Genomic DNA, 17,808 nt, shown 5'->3' with positions numbered 1-17,808 from the left:
GAATAAACTGCACAGACGGCTCAGGCAGCTGGGGTATAGCGGCGAATTCCAGAGCATCAAAATGACATCATGGCGGAACTCGGCATGTCAGCTCAGCCACTGGGCAATGCCCAACAAATGGTTTGAAGAAATCGGACTGTTCGCGATGAATGAAATTCAAACGGGAGTGCTTCCTCTTTTTACAACGAGATAAGGATGAACAAGAGCCGTGTACGAGGCCCGTACGCACGGTTCTGTGAGAGGGATGAAGCAGACTTGATCAGCTGCTTCACCCTACTCGATTATAGTTTATCCACCTATCTTGTTAGTTTTAAACTGTTGATTTTTAATTTGACAAAGCCACAAAAAGTCCAACTACCCTCATTACTACGCAGACCAGGAAACAGAAGTAAATGAAAATGCCGGATCAAGCCCGGCAGACGATGACGCTCTTTTTTGACTTTTGAGAGACCATCAAGCTTAATTAATTCTGTTCAGGTGTTTCTTGTAAATATAATTAGCCCCCTGATAGTAAGCCTGCATTTTCTTGATAATAGATTCCTCCATCGGAAGCGGTTCCTCTTTATCAGACTGCCTGTCAAACTTGTAGAACGTCGCATTTTTCTGAGGAGACAGAACAGCAATCCGGTCATTTTCAATATAGCCAAGCTTCTGATAAGTAGAAACAAAAGCTCGGCCAGTTTTTTCGTCGGTTTTCAGGATATCTCTGCCAAAAAAATCTGAAGTGTAACTGAAATTCAAAAGCCCCAAAACTGTCGGAGGAATATCTATCTGACTCATCAGTTTGTCTATGCGTCTTGGCTTAATATTTTTAGGAGAATAAATCAGCAAAGGAATCTCGTATTTTTTTACAGGAAGCTCTGTTCTTCCTGCACTGCTGGCGCAATGATCTGCCACAAAAACAAAAACGGTATTGTTAAACCACGGTTCTTTAGAAGCTTTTTCGATAAATTTGCCAATGGCATAATCAGCATATTTTACACCGCCTTTACGCCCACCCGTTTTCGATGGAACATCTATTTTGCCTGAAGGATATGAGAATGGAGTATGGTTGGAAGTAGTCATGACAGTGCTGAAAAAAGGCTGTCCTTTTTCAAAAGACTTTCTGGATTCACTGATAACCTTGTCAAATAGATCCTCATCACAGACACCCCATACATTGGCAAATGAAATTTCATCATTTGAAAAATTGTTCCGGTCGATCACCTCATAGCCATTATTTCCAAAAAAATCGCTCATATTGTCAAAATAGCCGAATCCGGCATAAATGAATTTTGTATCATAATTCTTTTCATGCATAATCTCACCCCATGAACGGAAGCCGCTATTGTCATGGCGTTTGACGATAGAAATTCCTGGCAGAGGAGGCATGGAAAGGGAAATTGCTTCCAAGCCTCTGACTGTACGGGTTCCGGCAGCGTAAAGATGCGTAAAAAGCAGGGATTCTCCTGCAAGTTTGTCAATGTTGGGAGTAAAATCTCTATTATCACCCATGCAACCAAGAAAAGAGGCGCTCAGGCTTTCTTCCACAACAACTATTACATTGAGCTTTTTTTCCTGAGCATCACTCTTAATCTGTCTTGTGATCCTATCTGGTGAAATAAAATGACTGCCTTTTTCTTCAAGAATAGAATGCAACTCTGATAAAACAGAATCATCGCTGTCGGTAAGATAAAAGCGTGTAAAGTCGAGTTCATTATCATGAAAGGCTGAAAAAAGGCTGTAAATACCATTTTTGCCTATCTCATCCGCGTAAATATTGCCTGATATTGCAGGTGTCGAAACATTTACAAATAGAAACGCTGCCAAAGGCGCAGCAAGAATTACAAAACCCATTTTGCGCTTCCGTGTACCGAAGGTTATGGCACTGGCATTATTAATTATTTTACGCATCATGAAGGTGATAATAAAAGAGACAAAAAGGATTACTCCAAGAATCGGGAATACATGGTAGGACTCCAGAATATTCCCGATAACCTCACGAGTGTAAATCAGATAGTCAACAGCTATAAAATTGAAGCGTGTTGAGAATTCATCAAAGAATAAGTATTCGGCAACTCCATCAAAAATAAGAACATAAATGACTATAAAAAAGCATGTCATTATAAAACAGTAATGATATCTGTGCTCTATAAGCTTTTTAGGAGCGAGCAGCAGATATAGCCCGACTGGAATAATGATATATGATAGTGTCGCTATATCGAAAAGAAGACCAGTTGTGAATTCTCTGACAATAAGTGTCAGGGTTAATCCTGAATCACCTGGAATCATGGCAAAAATCATTATCCTGACTGCCATTGTCGTAACTATGAAAATAATTGAAAAAAGAGAAAGTACGCCGATTCTTTTTTTAAGGTTCAATGAATAGCCTCTGTATTTTTTGATATTTTTTATAAAATACATGCAGGACTTGTTCGATATGACTCTGCATATTATGTAGTTTCGCTATATGATGGAAGCTTGACGGTTACGGATAATCCTTTAATATTCATTGAATTAAAGAAAATAGCCCCTCCCAGTCTGTCAGTAATGGCTTTTACTATAGATAATCCCAGCCCTGATCCAATCGTGTCATTTCCAAGCACTCTGTAAAACGGATCAAATACTCTTTCCTGATTATCTGATGATATTCCTGGGCCATTATCAACAACCTCAATCGATACATCATTTTGGGTTTGGAATATGTTAATGTCGATCCGGCCATTCTGTGGTGAATATTTTATTGCGTTATCAACTATATTGCGGATCAGAATTATTAAGCTTACTTCAGGCGCCATGACCATAGCGTCTGCTTCGCGGACAAGCCCTATATCGATATTCTTTGCCTCGGCCAGAGGCATCAGATCTTCGAGAACGCGCCGAAGTACAGCCTGCACAGATATTTTCACAGAATGATTGCTATCTTGTCCTTGAACTCGAGCTAAAGTGAGCAGCTGATTCAGAAGTCCATGCATCCGCTGCATACCCTGTTGAAGAGTTTCAAGGCGTTCTTTTGCCTCAAGCGACATTGCAACTGAGCCAAGTTGATCTGCCTGGATCATTAGTGCTGTAAGGGGCGATCTGAGTTCATGGGCAGCATCTGTTACGAAACGATTTTGCATATCCATGGAACGCTTAACCCTGACAAACATACAATTGACCGAATCTATAAATGGACGAACTTCATCAGGAATCTTTTCATTGTTTATAGGACTCAGATCATTTTCTGCCCTCATATAGAGATCGGATGACAATTGAATCACAGGCTTAAACATTTGCCGAACCAGCAAACCTACAAAAATTATAATAACTGGAATTACAGCTATAAATGGCATCAGGGTTCTTAATGCGCTGTCTTGCATAATTTCATCACGCACGGCAATCTGCTGGCAAACAGCAAGCCGTTTTCCAGAACGAAGAGTTCGGACAAACATCCGCCAATCTTCATTATTCAGCGTTAATGTATGCATTCCGTCTGACAGATCACCCGGCAACATCTGAGGTTCTTCTTCGGAGGAGCCATAAGTCCATTGTGTTCCCAACCACTGAACTATTAATCTGTTGTCAGGATCTAAATCCAGATTTTCATCTATAGACGAGGTATCAACCATCTGCAGGTTGTTCTGGTCAATAAGGCCTGCTATCTGCCTCAATTGATCATCTTGAAGCTCATTTGCCTCATGAAGAGCCGTGAGAAAAGAAAACATAACTGCTGGAACAGCAATAATCAGAATAATCGTTGACAGCCATACCGATATCTTAACCTGTAATGACTGGGCTATTTTTCTTTTGAAACCATCCATCCGACTCCTCTGATATTTTTAATTGAATTGTTGCCAAGTTTTTTTCGTATGGAATAAATTAAAAATTCAACTGCATTGCTTTCAACTTCTTCATTCCATCCATAAATCCGGTCTTCGAGTTCCTGTCTTGAGAGGATTGCTCCTGGCCTAATCAGAAGGGCATGCAAGAGTGAGAATTCCCTGGCTGATAGTCTCGCAGTCGCCCCCTCGAAGTTGGCCTCGCGGGAAGCAGGATCAAGATTCAGTACGCCATTTGACAACAAAGGAGCGCCTAAGCCGCCTTTGCGCCTTAGTACCGCGCGCATACGCGCCAGGAGTTCAGGCATTTCAAATGGTTTTACGATATAATCATCCGCGCCAAGGTCCAATCCGCTTATCCTGTCTTCCACTGCATCACGAGCTGTTACAATGAGCAATGAAACCGGATTGATCTGTTCCCTGATCCAGCGTAATACATCTGTGCCGTCCTTAATTGGCAATCCTAGATCCAGAAGTATTAAATCATAAGTCTGAGTCTCAATTGCGTTGATAGCTGTTTGTCCATCGCAGACCCAGTCAACTGCATATGCAGCTTCTTTCAAAGACAACCTAAGTGCCGTGCCTATCATTTGATCATCTTCTACCAGCAGCACTCTCATTTTTATACTCCCGTGCCTTGTATTTAATCCTATACTGATTCCCCAAATTGTTTAGCGACTGTAAGTCAAAAAAAGTCGGGTTGTGGTGCTTTAATCAGTAGAAATAGAATCAATTATAATCTGTCCATTTCAGATGAGACTGTTATTTATTAAGAATACTCAGAAGTTATATAATTTCTTTGATAATTCTTTTATACGCTCAAGATCGGATTTTCTTCTGTCATTTTTAGCTTCTGTTGACGATATAATAGTTCCATTGTCGGCATCTACCTTAACATCAAAAATATTGGCATCACTGACGACTTCAATATCGAAAATCCACTGATTATTCTTATTTTTCATAAATTCGGCGCGAATAGCCTTGCCATTAACATGGCGTTCTGCCGCTGTGATAGCCTGGGCTATTGGAATTTTAGCCTGAATTATGATTGGCACATCAGTTTTTGTAACCTCTGCTGCGTGTGCTATTCCAATGAAAAACATAGAAAACACTACTAAAAATACTTTTGTGTAATAAAACACTTCAACATCCTTTTTTCTGATTATTCGGACTAAGTACACTCGCAGATTTTACAGCACAAACATTAGAGGTTAAAACTTAGTCCTGACTTAGCAAAAAAACTGATTCATAATATTTTCGGAATTTGGTGATAAGGAATGATTTAAAAAAGTATTTAAATCAATAGAACTGAGGGATCTAAAGGATTCACGTTATCTTTTTTTATGACGCAAAGCAGGCTACAAAAACTTTCATGGTTTGGAAAAAATTCATCAGGATAGTTTATCCATAAATCAAGTCTGAAATAACAATAGAATTACAGCCTTTAAAAAAGACATCCCCTTCTCTCAAACAGGGGGTAAGAAAGAAGGGGATGTTCCGGCCTCAACAAGTTGAGATACCGACCGCATATGGTTTTCGCCTGCCGCAGTCATACAGGAGATCATGGTTTTGTTTATTCAGTAATTCTGCGGCAGGCGTGACTGGCCTTACATTTATCACTATTTCTTTTTTCGTTCCGAAAGCTCATCTTCCGTATCCAGCATATGGTAACGGCTGCCGTATCTTTGTACAGGAGGAATCATGGTAAGATCTTTTCTGCAAAGATACGGCAGTCGGATTTCCCTAATTTACGCTTTCAAGATGACGCCTTGAACCGGGGGAACGACGTGTGCCGGTCCAGGCGCATCCTGAAGCTGATTTCATTACACATTCCTTTAATTAAGAATGTGGAACGAAAAATTTAGTACTGATAAAAGCCTTTTCCTGTCTTTCTTCCAAGCCATCCTGCCTCAACATATTTTCTAAGAAGCGGGCATGGGCGGTATTTGGAATCCTTGAATCCGGCAAAAAGGGTTTCCATGATTGCAAGAATTGTATCAAGACCGATGAGATCCGCAAGTTCAAGTGGCCCCATTGGCTGATTAGCGCCAAGTTTCATTGCAGCGTCTATGCCTTCAACTGATCCGACTCCATGATAAAGCGTGAATATTGCCTCGTTGATCATTGGAATCAGGATTCTGTTCAGAATGAATCCTGGGAAATCGTTGGCTTCGACAGGAGTCTTCTGAAAGCTCTCTGTGAGTGTTTTGGTAGTGTTATAAGTTTCATCACTGGTCGCAATGCCTCTGATGATTTCAACGAGTTTCATCACAGGAACCGGATTCATGAAATGCATGCCTATTATTTTGTCCGGTCTTTTTGTCTGGGCTGCTATTCTTCCTATTGGAATCGAAGAAGTGTTGGAAGCAAGTATGATCTCTGGTCTGCATATGGCGTCTATATTCCTGAAAATCTGAAATTTCAGATCTTCACGCTCTGTTGCGGCTTCCACAACGAAATCAGCTTCAGCAAGGCGATTCATATCTGTTGTGGTTACAATCCGGTTAAGTACAGCTTCTTTTTCGTCCGCAGCCATCTTGCCCTTTGCAACCATTTTTTCAAGATTGCCGGCAATTACTTTTTTGCCCTTATCAAGCATTTCCTGGCTGACATCTACAAGTATGATATTAAGCCCTCCAGCCGCTGCCGCAACCTGAGCAATTCCGCCACCCATCTGACCTGCGCCGATAACTCCAAAAGATCTGATATTCATGTTTCCTCCGTTTTATAACCAGTTAAGTATCAAATAGCCTCTCCAGGCCTGACAACACCGCACCACAGCATGTAAAACAATCTCCAGATCTTTTACAACGGGCTGCACCAACGGCCATGCTCTGCATCCTATGCCGGAGAAAATCAGGGTGTCCCTCCCCTACTGAATCCAAAAGGAAAGGGACACTTTTCTCAACAGCAAATAACCCGATTCCAGCAATCAGGCTTACACAAGGATAGCTCAAACCGCCCAAAGGCGTCCTGATCGGTCTCAAGCAATTGCAATCGGCATGCCATGGTGATCAAAACCATGTTTAAGAAGATCTGACAAAGAATTTAAATATAATTTCATGGAAAAATACGATCAACATGTGGCTATATAGCCACAAAAAATATAGGTATATTTCTACAAATAACTGATTAAATTACATATAATGCAATAGAATAAAAAACTACAAAATAGGGTGTATGGGTAACACTTACTAAAAATATGGATATGAAGCTGTTATTCCGAAGATCATATTTAATGGACTCGCAAAAAGGTCGAAAAAGGCGTCGGCGTCTTGCCGGACTTGATCAGGTATCCAGTGTTTTCAGCTGTTTCTGGATTCAGGCCTGCGCCGGAATGACGATAATCGGACTTTTTCCGACGTTGTCATAATTAATAATATCTACAATATCAGTTAATATTCAGATGCCTGAAATCGGACAGATGCACGATATTAATCTGCAAATAAATGATGCCAGAACGCACCACAGCATCCATGAATATCGGTTCAATTTTTTAAATTAAAAATAAAAAGCTTTCAAAACAGACATATTCTGATATGAAAAAAAGAATGATCCTGTTACGGTTTCAACAAAAAAGAGGCCAGAAACGATGGTGAACAATCTCAAATTTTTTCAAATAGTTCAAGGACTTATTATAGCCCTTGCCTGGACTTCGCTGTCAAGTGCTGAAAACATTAAGGACGCCTGGCAAAAAGCCATTGATCATGATTATCGAATTAAATCAGCCAAAGAATCAACAGCCGCAGCAGAAGAAAATATTGCAGCTGCGAAATCGCTTAGAATGCCCTCTCTGAAAGGCGAGGCCGCTTACAGCAAAATTGACGAAACCCCGGAAGCGGAAATCAGCCTGCCACGCTTTCCTGTAATGGACGCGCCACTTCTAAAGGACGACACAATCTTTGCATCCAATATATCGGTCTCCATCCCCATTTTCACAAGCGGAAGAATCTCAAATGCCATTGATTCCGCGGAATCAGCCGGAGAGGCTGCGAGGGCTGATGAATCAAAAACCATCCAGGACATAAAACTCCAGGTTGCCGATGCCTACACTTCAGTACTTAGAGCAAGAAACGCGGTAAAAGTGTCAAAAAGCAACGTAGAAACACTTTCTGCCCATGCAAGGGACGTCAAAAATTTCTTTGACAAGGGGCTTGTCGCAAAAAACGACGTTCTTGCCGTAAATGTAGCACTATCAGACGCACGGCAGCTTGCTCTACAGACAGAAAACAGACTGGATATTGCCTGCTCTGCCTATAACAGAATGCTCGGAAGACCCCTTGCCCAGGAAGTCATTATCGATGATATCCAGCCCCTATCATCCAAAGATACTGTGCCTGAAAAAAATTATGAGGCTCTTTTATCAAAGGCCAAAGAAAACAGACCTGAAATAAAGGCCCTATCTGATCAGGCGAATGCCTACGAATATCACGCAAAAAGCATAAGGGCATCGGCAATGCCTCAAATACTTGCCACGGGGAGCTTTAATCATTTCGACAAGACACCGCTTGAGGAAGAAAACATCTGGGTAGCAGGCCTGGGCCTTAAATGGGATGCTTTTGACGGAGGAGTAACCATCCATCAGGCAAGGGCCGAAGAAAGAAAAAAAATAGCGACTGAACACAGAAAAAAGGATGCCGAGTCAATGGTCGAGCTCCAGGTCAGACAGGCATGGCTCGAAATCAGGGAAACGACAAAAAGAACCGAAGTCACAAGGGATGCACTAAGTCAGGCTGAAGAAAACCTCAAGGTGGCAAAAAACAGATACTTTCAGGAAGTCGGAAGCAACACCGAAGTTCTTGATGCTGAAACCCTGAGGATTAAAAGCCTCACAAACCACAATAATGCGGTCTATGACTCAGTGATGGCCGATATGCGGCTCCGCAGAGCAGTCGGCGACATTTAGCCCGGAGATTCATAATGGACAACACAAAATTTAAAAAACAGATTTTCATTGGTCTAATTATTATTGCCGTTGCTGCAGGCGCTTATGTCGGCATCAAAAAAGCGGCATTCGGGAAGCCTCTGCCGGACGGTCTTATTCAGGCAAATGGCAGAATAGAGGGCGAAACCCATGTAGTTGCAACAAAATCAGCCGGAAGGATCAATAAAATTCTTGCGGATGAAGGCGACAGCGTAAAAGCCGGGCAGATTCTTGCCGAACTCGACGACAGCCAGCTAAGGGCAAAAAAAGGTCAGGCCGAATCAGCCCTAAAGGCAGCCGAAGCAAAACTTGAGGCATCACGAACAGCCCTTGCGACACTTAAAAAAGAAGTCCCCTTAACAATTGACAAGGCAAATGCAGGGGTAAGACATTCAAAAGCTGTTCTTGCCAAGACCAAAGCATCTGAAAACCAAAATTCAAAAGATGCCTCCCGCTTCAAAGCACTTGCGGACGAAGGCACTGTTGGCAAACAAAAAAGTGAGCAGGTCAATCTCGCCTGGGAAGCAGCCAGAAGTGACCGCGAAAGCGCTGAAACAGGACTGGTTCAGGCTGAAAAAATGCTTGAGGAAGCCATGTTAGGCAATGAAAGAATCAAAGCAAAAGAAGATGAAATTAAAGCTGTTTCAGCCCAGGCAGATCAGGCCAGATCAGCCCTTGACGAAATAATGAGCGTCATTTCAGATCTTTCAGTAAAAGCGCCTTCAGAAGGAATAATTACAACCAGAATTTCAAATCCAGGAGAAGTGCTTGCGCCTGGATCTCCTTTATTCACCTTGGTTGATCTCGACGGTCTTTTTTTGAAGGTTTACGTGCCTGAAAAAGAAATTGGAAAACTTAAATTGGGGCTAAAGGCAAAAATCCATACGGATTCAATGCCTGACAAGCCTTTTGACGGAACTGTAAAATACATATCATCTAAAGCTGAATTTACTCCAAAGGAAGTCCAGACCGCGGACGAGAGGGTCAAACTGGTCTATACAGTCAAAATATACGTGGACAAAAACGAAGGACATTCTCTGACTCCGGGTATTCCAGCAGACGCTGTGATAAGATGGGATGACAAGGTGGAGTGGATGAAGCCAAACCAATAAAAGCAACGCCACCCTCAGAACGAATTATTGTAAAAAAACTCCGCAAAATTTTTGAGGGTTTGCTTCGAAAAACAAGGACGTCACGACTGGAAATTTATGGATTCAGTTATCAGGGTTTCAAGATTTGAAAAGTCCTATGCAAAAATAAAGGCTGTCAGGGGCATAGACCTTGAAGTCAGGCCCGGCGAAATTTATGGGCTCATAGGCCCTGACGGAGCAGGCAAAAGCACCCTGATGAAGTCTATTGCAGGCGTTCTGACCTATGATCTTGGCTCTGTTGAAGTATTTGGAACCATAGTAGATTCTGAAAAAAGCGCTGAAAAAATCAAATCAAGAATAGGCTTCATGCCCCAGGGGCTGGGACTGAATCTTTATCCCGAGCTGTCAATCGAAGAAAACATAGACTTCTTCGCGCGTCTCAGACTTGTATCTGAAAAGGATCTGAAAGACCGTAAGGATCGCATGCTTGTAATGACACGGCTTGACAGATTCAGGGACAGGCCCATGAAAAACCTGTCAGGCGGCATGAAACAGAAACTCGGACTCATATGCAGTCTCATACACGAGCCAGACCTCATCATACTTGACGAGCCGACAACAGGCGTCGATCCCGTGTCAAGAAGGGATTTCTGGTCAATCCTGGCAAATCTTCTATGGGAAAGGGGAATGACCGCCCTTGTTTCAACTGCTTATATGGAGGAAGCCGCAAGATTCCACAGAATTTCACTGATGCACGAAGGAAAAATGGTCGCAAGTGGCGTGCCTGAAGAAATAACAGCCCTTGCGCCAGGAATAATGGCGACTGTTCTGGCAGAGCCTGAAATAATGGCGTTATCCATATTAAAGGAAAACTTCGGCAGTGTTCAGACCCTCGGGAATTACCTGAAGGTCTTTCTGAAAAACGAGACCGAGGAATCTGTGGATCTGAAACTCAGGTCAGTTCTGAATGGTGTTTTAATAAAGGAGATATGCACCCAGGAGCCTGAGCTTGAAGATGTTTTCCTGCAACTCATAAACAGAGAACAGATCAAGGGAAATAATCCTGCCCAGATATCTATACCTGAATACAATGCCCCACCTGTGCCTGAGAAAAAACCTGAAACAGCGATTGAAGCAAATGGCCTGATAAGGGATTTCGGAGAGTTCAGGGCAGTTGACGATGTCAGTTTTTCAGTACCATACGGTGAGATTTTCGGACTTCTCGGAGCAAATGGAGCTGGCAAGACCACTGTCATAAAAATGCTCACAGGCATACTCAAGCCATCTTCCGGAGAAGGCCATGTTGCCGGAGCTGACATGAGAACTGCAGGGCAAGCCATCAAGGAACGAATAGGCTATATGTCCCAGGCATTTTCTCTTTATACTGATCTCACAGTAATCGAAAACGTCAGGCTTTATGCGGGCATCTACGGTCTTGACAAAAAAGCAGCAAAAAGCAGAACAGACTGGGTCATAAATATGGCCGAACTGGAAGGCCTTGAAAAAATGCAGACAGGAAGCCTTCCAATGGGTCTGCGCCAGAGACTCGCCCTTGGTTGCGCACTTGTCCACAAACCCCAGGTACTTTTTCTTGACGAGCCGACTTCAGGCGTTGACCCTCTTGGAAGAAGAAGACTATGGGAGACATTTTACAGGCTTTCCAGGGAAGAAAAAGTGGCCATTCTCGTTACAACCCATTACATGAGCGAGGCAGAGCATTGCGACCATCTTGCCCTTATGTTCTCAGGCGGAATTGTCGCTGATTCATCGCCAGAAAAAATGAAAAAAGATCTCGAAGAAGAGGCTGGCAGTCTTATTGAAGTTTCGTCGGATAATCCGCTTCTGGCTCTTGAGCTTCTTGAAAAAAGCGGTTTCAAGGGAGTGGCTCTTTTTGGCAAAAAAATTCATTTTCTTACAAAAGACAAAGAGGACGCCGTACAAAAACTTACGTCGGTCCTGAAATCAGGAGGAATAAAGCTGATGGGAGTGGCTCCCAGAAATCTATCAATGGAGGACGTTTTCGTTTACAGAGTTCTTTCTCTTGAAAAAATAACCGGCAAGGACACGTCTGCGCTGTGATTATGCCAGGCCGAGCCAAGCCAAATCAGGATTTATTGAGCCTTAAAATTTTTGAGGGTTTGACGGCTTACGCTCCAACTGAACTATTCTAAGAAAATCAGGGATCATTTGATGAATCTTAAAAGAATAAAAGCCGTAGCTGGAAAAGAATGGCTGGAAATTGTGAGAGATAAGGTCTTTTTCTCCCTTGCTTTTGTCGTTCCAGTGGTCATGATGATTCTTCTTGGATACGGTCTTTCCCTTGACGTCGAAAACATCCCATTCACCATAGTTGACCATGACAAGACGCCCCTCAGCCGTGACTACGCTTACAGGTTCATTGGATCAAGATATTTCAGTTTTCTCGGCTATTCAAAGGATGACAGATCCGTTGACGATCTTCTGGCCAGCAACACAGCAAGGGCCGCCATAATAATACCGCCCGATTTTGAAAAAAATCTGATATCCGGCCGCCCGGCATCTGTTCAGACACTTATTGACGGAACATTCCCTTTCAGGGCCCAGACCACAAAAGGGTATGTCATTGCGATAAACAGCGCAGCAAGCATGGATTTCATGGCTGACTATATTTCAAAAAAAAAGGGAATATCAAAAGAAAGAGCCGAAAAACTTTTAAGGCCTGTCAGCCTTGAAACAAGATATCTCTATAACCAGAGCCTAAAAAGCGTATGGTCGATTGCGCCTAAGCTAATCATGCTGATACTCATGGTCTCGCCTCCTTTTCTCACAGCTCTTGGAGTTGTCAGGGAAAAAGAGACCGGCTCAATCTACAATATTTATGTATCTACGGTGAGCAGGGCCGAATTTCTCATCGGAAAACTGTTTCCATATATGGCCATATCAGCGGTAAATTCCCTGATTCTTTTTCTTTTTGCCACAGAACTTTTTGGCGCTCCATTCAAGGGAAGCCTTCTGTTGTTTTTCGCATCCACAATTATTTATGTAATCTGCACCACAGGGATTGGGCTGCTCGCGTCTGTTTTCGTTCAGACCCAGACTTCGGCCATGATAGTGACATCAATAATCACGCTCGTTCCGGCGGTTCTTTATTCAGGCATACTAATTCCTGTGTCCTCCCTTGAGAAATCTGCCCAGATTGTTGCCCATCTGCTACCTGCCATGTATTACACAAATATTGTAATCGCATGCTTCATGAAAGGAGTAGGAATAGAGCATTTCTGGAAAGACATTCTGATTCTTTCCTTATATGCGTTCAGCCTGCTTTTTCTCGGTTATCTTTTCTTCAGAAAGAGGACAAAAGCATGACAACTGCGGATTCAATCAGTGTGTTCCGTATATGGATCAGAAGACTGCACGTAATGACAGTGAAGGAATTTCTCCAGCTTTTCAGGGATTTAGTTCTGCTTGTTTTTATCATATATGCGTTCACGGCAGATATATACCTTGCAGGATCAGGAGTAAGTCTCCAGGTAAAGGAAGCGCCTGTCTATTTCATGGACAATGACAAAAGCCAGGCGTCAAGGGAATTTCTGGGCCGATTCCTACCTCCTTATTTCAGGGTCAAGGGAGAAGTGATCAGTCCTATAGAAGGGACAGCTCTTCTTGATAAGGGAGACGCAATGATTGTTGTGGATATACCTTCTTCTTTCCAGAAGTCCATTTTTTCAGGGGAACCAGCCAGAATCCAGGTGCAGATTGACACCACAAATTCAGGTCTGGGATTTCTTGCCTCAAGCTATGCACAGCAAATAGCCGGAAAATACGGACTTGAAATGGCTATGGAAAGAATCGGGTTGGTTGACTCCGGCCACATAAATGCTCCGATGATAATTGATGACCACAGGGTCTGGTTCAACCCCAATCAGGACGACAGATGGTTCATGAGCCTCTCCGAACTTCTGACCATCGTAACACTTTTTTCAGTCCTGCTTCCCGGAGCAGCGATGGTTCGGGAAAAGGAAAGAGGAACAGTTGAACAGCTTCTTGTTTCGCCTCTTTCTTCTTTCCAGATCATGTTTCCAAAGGTGCTTTCAATGACGACCGTAATACTTATCGGCTCAGCAATAAGTATCCTTTTTATAATCAAGGGAGTGTTCCATGTCCCTCTCAAGGGTAGCCTTGTGCTTTTTTTTTCCATCACCACACTTTATGTTTTCACAACAGCAGGGCTTGGGCTTTTCATATCTACAATTGCAAAAAACCTTGCCCAGGTCGGTATGATGACGGTTCTCATATTTGTGCCTATGCTTTTTCTTTCAGGCGCATGGACTCCTCCTGAGGCAATGCCTGCCTGGATGAGGACAGTCATGTATATTTCCCCTCTTCATTACTATATAGACACTGGCTTCGGGATTCTTCTGAAAGGCGCAGGGGTAAGGATTCTCTGGAGGGAAATACTCGGAATGGCCGCACTTGGAAGCGTAATATTCGGATTGGGCATGTGGAGATTCAGAAAACAGTTCGGGTGAATACCAAAATGGTTTATTGCCCTAAAAAACACCTTCAATATAATTTTGACAAGGTCGCAAAAAAGCCCGATTACCGTCATTCCGGCGCAGGCCGGAATCCAGAAGTATTTGAAATTACTGGATGCCGGATCAAGCCCGGCATGACGCCGACGCCTTTTTTTGCTTTTTGCGAGACCACCAATTTTGTATTTGGATTTTTCATAATTATGAGTAGTTTATCTCTGCTTCATGCGATCATAAGCATGGAAGCCCAACAGTCATATGACCAAGCAAACATATAAAAAATGAGGTAAAACCATGTTCATGTCTCTTATAAGGGAAAGAAGAAGTATCAGGAAATATGACGCAAGACCCGTAGAACAAGAAAAAATAGATCTCATCATAGAGGCGGCCTTAAGATCTCCCTCGTCAAGAAGCCTCAATCCCTGGCAGTTCATAGTTGTTACTGACCCTGAAACGCTGAAGAAACTTGCAAAATCCAAGGAACACGGAAGCGAGTTTATTGGAGGCGCTCCCCTTGGGATTGCTGTTATCGCAGATCCTGAAAGATGCGACGTATGGATTGAAGACTGCTCCATCGCCTCGATATTCATCCAGCTTGCGGCCCATTCCCTCGGACTTGGTTCATGCTGGATTCAGATAAGAAAAAGGATGCGATCAGAGAATCAAGCATCCGAGGCTTATGTAAAAAACCTCCTTGGAATCCCGGAAAACCTTGTAGTTGAATCCCTCATAGCCATTGGATATCCGCTTGAAAACAAAAAAGGGCATGCAGAAAAAAACCTTCAGATGGGAAAAATTCACTGGAATTCGTTTGGTGGACATAAATAAACCCTGCAACGCACTACAACGTAAATAAGGCCCGTATGAAAAAGCAACGGGCCTTATCCATTTGAAGAATATTGGGGAACCTCTAAATCATTGTTGTCATATTTCTTGGGATTCAGTTTCCAGGCAGCTTCCTGTCTGCTCATATTTGCCTTGCAGAATTCGGAATTCTCTCTGTAGGGTTCCAAGCTTATAAATTCAACGTCGCGAAAGTATTCACACATCAGGTTTTCGAATTTCAGGACGTTCTGCGGAAATTTTATTTTCTGATCATAAGATCCATCCGGTCTTCAGATAAGTTCCCCATCCTTTCAATATCATTGATTTTAATGCGTGAACCTTTTTAGCATTTGCACATAAATATTCTTGAGTTAACAACCTTAAACAGCTTATTAATGTTGTTCAGATTAATCGCCATTAATTGTTGAACAAGCAAACAAGTGAGAGGAGATGCTAATGAAATCAAAATCAATGTTAATCGTCTTTCCGTCGATCGTGCTGGCTTTTATTGTCGCAGCAATAATTCACGGCTGTGTGAACGATTCTGACAAGCCTTATCGCGGCAGTATGGAAGTTCTAGTAAACCCGCCGCTTGTCGGAGATACTTACGAAGGGCCTCACACCCATGAAAATGCCAATGCCGTTTTCTGGAACAAGAAAATGTATCTGTTTTATCCTACCCAGGATCCTGATAATGAAATCCATTATCAGATATATGACGGCAGCTCCTATGACGGTGGCTACACTCTCAAGATAGACGGAGATGTCCAGAATACCAGCGCCCAGATGACTCCGATAGTTGTCAACAAAATGATGTATCTGTTTTTTACAGGTCATGACTCAGGTTATCTCGATTACACATACCTTGACATCAAGACAGGAACTTGGGCAAGTCCCCAGAGGATAAAAAACGGCAGTTCAAGTCAAAGTACCAACACTGATTTGAGGTATTCGGCCGTTTTTAACACCCAAAAACAATGCATAGAGGTTTACTGGCTGCCAAGCGGCACAACAAAAATCAAATACGCCTCCATAAATGTTGACAAGGATGGATACACTTCTGGATCGTGGTCAGGATTCGCTACTCTCCCAGGAGCGGAAAACACCGAGGTGGACGGCCATCTTTCCGCAGTCTATTACCAGACAGGCGATACTACTGGAGTTACCTATCTCGCATACAGGGGCAAAAGTGACTCAAAGGCCCATATTGCCCATATAAATAATTTTTCTGTTCAATCAACAGACTCCAATTCCAGCTGGTCAATCTCAAGCAAGGACTGCGGGCCAAGCCTTGCCGATCTGGGAGAAGACAAGATGGCCATGATCTGGCTTAAAGGCGAAGGCGATGACGTATATTATCTTTATTACGATAAACTAAACTCAAGATGGGATGATTACAGCAACAAGAAAACAGTTGATGTAGATACAAACGACTGGGTGCCTAACGGAGCAATTTTCTACGAAGAGGTCCCAGACAGTGCAAGTCCGACAGGTAAAAGATATGATGCGACATTTTCAATAATATACGGACACTGGAAAGATGGAAGCATGAAGAGCAGCAGTGTCTGGAAGGTAAAAGAAGCGGAGTATATTGGCTACTGGTGGCCAACTGCCAAACCAATTGTGACTGATCTTGCAGGAGACAGCGATACCTACAAGAAAACGTTCCACTTGTGGCCGATGATGCTGTTGATAGACGCGCCCCCTTTTGTGGCAAATGGAACAAGCGGAGTGTATGACTGTAACCATTCAGAACAGCATTTTTCATGTACAGAGACCAAATTCAATTACTCCAAGTCAAACGGAGTGCTTGTCGGAGGCGAGCTAAGGGGTGGCCCTTATGTGGAGACAGGGAAAAAATCCCCCGTAACTGTTCAGATGAGTATGGGTTTAAGTGGCTCTCTTGAAAAAGGTACTGAATACAAGTGTTCATCAACTGATTCTCTTTCCCAGAGTCCTGAAGGGCTTGTATTAGGGATCTATCTGGCTCCTGTGCTGGAGGCTACCAAGCTTGAATGGTACAATATCAACAAGCAGGCCACAGGAATCTTTACTTATCCAATAAGGGTTACAGGCTATTCATATCAGAAAGAGACATTCAATCCTGTTACAGGCCCAATGTCTGACGGCACGCCTTATGACAATCTGTCAAGTCCTTATCTGAACATACCAGATCATGCTTCAGAAAATGATACAGAGCGTTTAGAAACATATAAATATGTTGACGGTTATTTTGACAGTTACACAAAAATTGCCGAAGTTAGTTCAAAACAATGGGTTGAAGACAGCCCTAATACTTCAGAGCTTGAGATTACCCAGGAAGGAAGCAGTACAGTTGGCGGTTATATTGAGCTCAAGATGGGGGTTGAACTGATGGAAAAAATATTGGGCGTAGGCGTTGAAGGATCTTTTGAGATCTATCAGACAATGAGCTATACCCAGAGCACTATCGTAGAAACAACACTTGAAAATCCTGATCCTGCTTCCGGACAGATAAAAAAGATTGATGTCGAATCATATTTTTTAAAGCCAGATATAAACGGCTACTGGGTTCCGCAAAACTCTAACCAGATAGGCGGAGCACCTGCTTTTGTTACTTACAGGGTCAAGAGCTATTTATATAAATAATGCGTTTTAACTGATTTAATCTGCCCGCC

The 17,808-nt window shown here is 42.8% G+C and carries 13 protein-coding genes and 1 pseudogene; 8 read left to right on the top strand and 6 right to left on the bottom strand.

The window, feature by feature from the left end; translation table 11 throughout:
- Positions 1-193, top strand: a pseudogene (locus tag K245_RS28325) (hypothetical protein); the annotation flags it as partial.
- A 266-nt stretch (positions 194-459) separates the two neighbouring features.
- On the opposite strand, the gene K245_RS0115490 reads toward K245_RS28325, so the two are convergent.
- From K245_RS0115490 to K245_RS0115465, 5 genes are all read right to left on the bottom strand, one after another.
- Positions 460-2,361, bottom strand: coding sequence for an LTA synthase family protein (locus tag K245_RS0115490; RefSeq protein WP_027359969.1), 1,902 nt, complete (start codon positions 2,359-2,361; stop codon positions 460-462).
- A 71-nt stretch (positions 2,362-2,432) separates the two neighbouring features.
- On the bottom strand, positions 2,433-3,782 hold the full coding sequence (locus tag K245_RS0115485) for an ATP-binding protein (RefSeq protein WP_027359968.1): 1,350 nt from the start codon (positions 3,780-3,782) through the stop codon (positions 2,433-2,435).
- On the bottom strand, positions 3,758-4,420 hold the full coding sequence (locus K245_RS0115480) for a response regulator transcription factor (protein WP_027359967.1): 663 nt from the start codon (positions 4,418-4,420) through the stop codon (positions 3,758-3,760). Before K245_RS0115480 ends, K245_RS0115485 begins: the two co-directional genes overlap by 25 nt.
- A 159-nt stretch (positions 4,421-4,579) precedes the next feature.
- Positions 4,580-4,942, bottom strand: a complete 363-nt coding sequence (locus K245_RS24830) for a PepSY domain-containing protein (protein WP_156906816.1) — start codon at positions 4,940-4,942, stop codon at positions 4,580-4,582.
- Between the two features lie 719 nt (positions 4,943-5,661).
- Entirely contained in the window at positions 5,662-6,513 is an 852-nt protein-coding gene (locus K245_RS0115465) for a 3-hydroxybutyryl-CoA dehydrogenase (RefSeq protein WP_027359966.1), read from the bottom strand.
- Between the two features lie 879 nt (positions 6,514-7,392).
- Here K245_RS0115465 and K245_RS0115460 point away from each other — a divergent pair.
- The 6 genes from K245_RS0115460 to K245_RS0115430 all read left to right on the top strand — a co-directional run bounded on the left by K245_RS0115460 (position 7,393) and on the right by K245_RS0115430 (position 15,154).
- Entirely contained in the window at positions 7,393-8,706 is a 1,314-nt protein-coding gene (locus tag K245_RS0115460; protein WP_027359965.1) for a TolC family protein, read from the top strand.
- A 14-nt stretch (positions 8,707-8,720) separates the two neighbouring features.
- Positions 8,721-9,836 (top strand): HlyD family secretion protein, encoded by a 1,116-nt coding sequence (locus K245_RS0115455; RefSeq protein ID WP_035277411.1) that lies wholly within the window; start codon positions 8,721-8,723, stop codon positions 9,834-9,836.
- Between the two features lie 96 nt (positions 9,837-9,932).
- Positions 9,933-11,894, top strand: coding sequence for an ATP-binding cassette domain-containing protein (locus tag K245_RS0115450; protein ID WP_027359963.1), 1,962 nt, complete (start codon positions 9,933-9,935; stop codon positions 11,892-11,894).
- Between the two features lie 111 nt (positions 11,895-12,005).
- A complete protein-coding gene (locus K245_RS0115445; RefSeq protein ID WP_027359962.1) occupies positions 12,006-13,160 on the top strand; it encodes an ABC transporter permease in 1,155 nt (384 codons plus the stop codon).
- The gene (locus K245_RS0115440) at positions 13,157-14,323 is read left to right on the top strand and encodes an ABC transporter permease (RefSeq protein ID WP_035277410.1); all 1,167 of its coding nucleotides are present in this window, start codon (positions 13,157-13,159) and stop codon (positions 14,321-14,323) included. The genes K245_RS0115445 and K245_RS0115440 overlap by 4 nt, the downstream gene beginning before the upstream one ends.
- A gap of 297 nt (positions 14,324-14,620) precedes the next feature.
- The gene (locus K245_RS0115430; protein WP_027359959.1) at positions 14,621-15,154 is read left to right on the top strand and encodes a nitroreductase family protein; all 534 of its coding nucleotides are present in this window, start codon (positions 14,621-14,623) and stop codon (positions 15,152-15,154) included.
- Positions 15,155-15,207: 53 nt separating this feature from the next.
- Here the strand turns inward: K245_RS0115430 and K245_RS27770 are convergent, their stop codons facing one another.
- On the bottom strand, positions 15,208-15,375 hold the full coding sequence (locus tag K245_RS27770) for a hypothetical protein (RefSeq protein ID WP_156906815.1): 168 nt from the start codon (positions 15,373-15,375) through the stop codon (positions 15,208-15,210).
- Between the two features lie 232 nt (positions 15,376-15,607).
- On the opposite strand from K245_RS27770, the gene K245_RS0115425 reads away from it, so the two are divergent.
- Positions 15,608-17,779: a hypothetical protein gene (locus K245_RS0115425; protein WP_027359958.1), complete on the top strand. Its 2,172-nt coding sequence runs from the start codon at positions 15,608-15,610 to the stop codon at positions 17,777-17,779.
- Positions 17,780-17,808: the final 29 nt, after the last annotated feature.

It is taken from the genome of Desulforegula conservatrix Mb1Pa, from assembly GCF_000426225.1.
In the GTDB taxonomy this organism is placed as follows: Bacteria; Desulfobacterota; Desulfobacteria; order Desulfobacterales; family Desulforegulaceae; genus Desulforegula; species Desulforegula conservatrix.
This window is presented reverse-complemented; position numbering and strand designations above follow the sequence as displayed.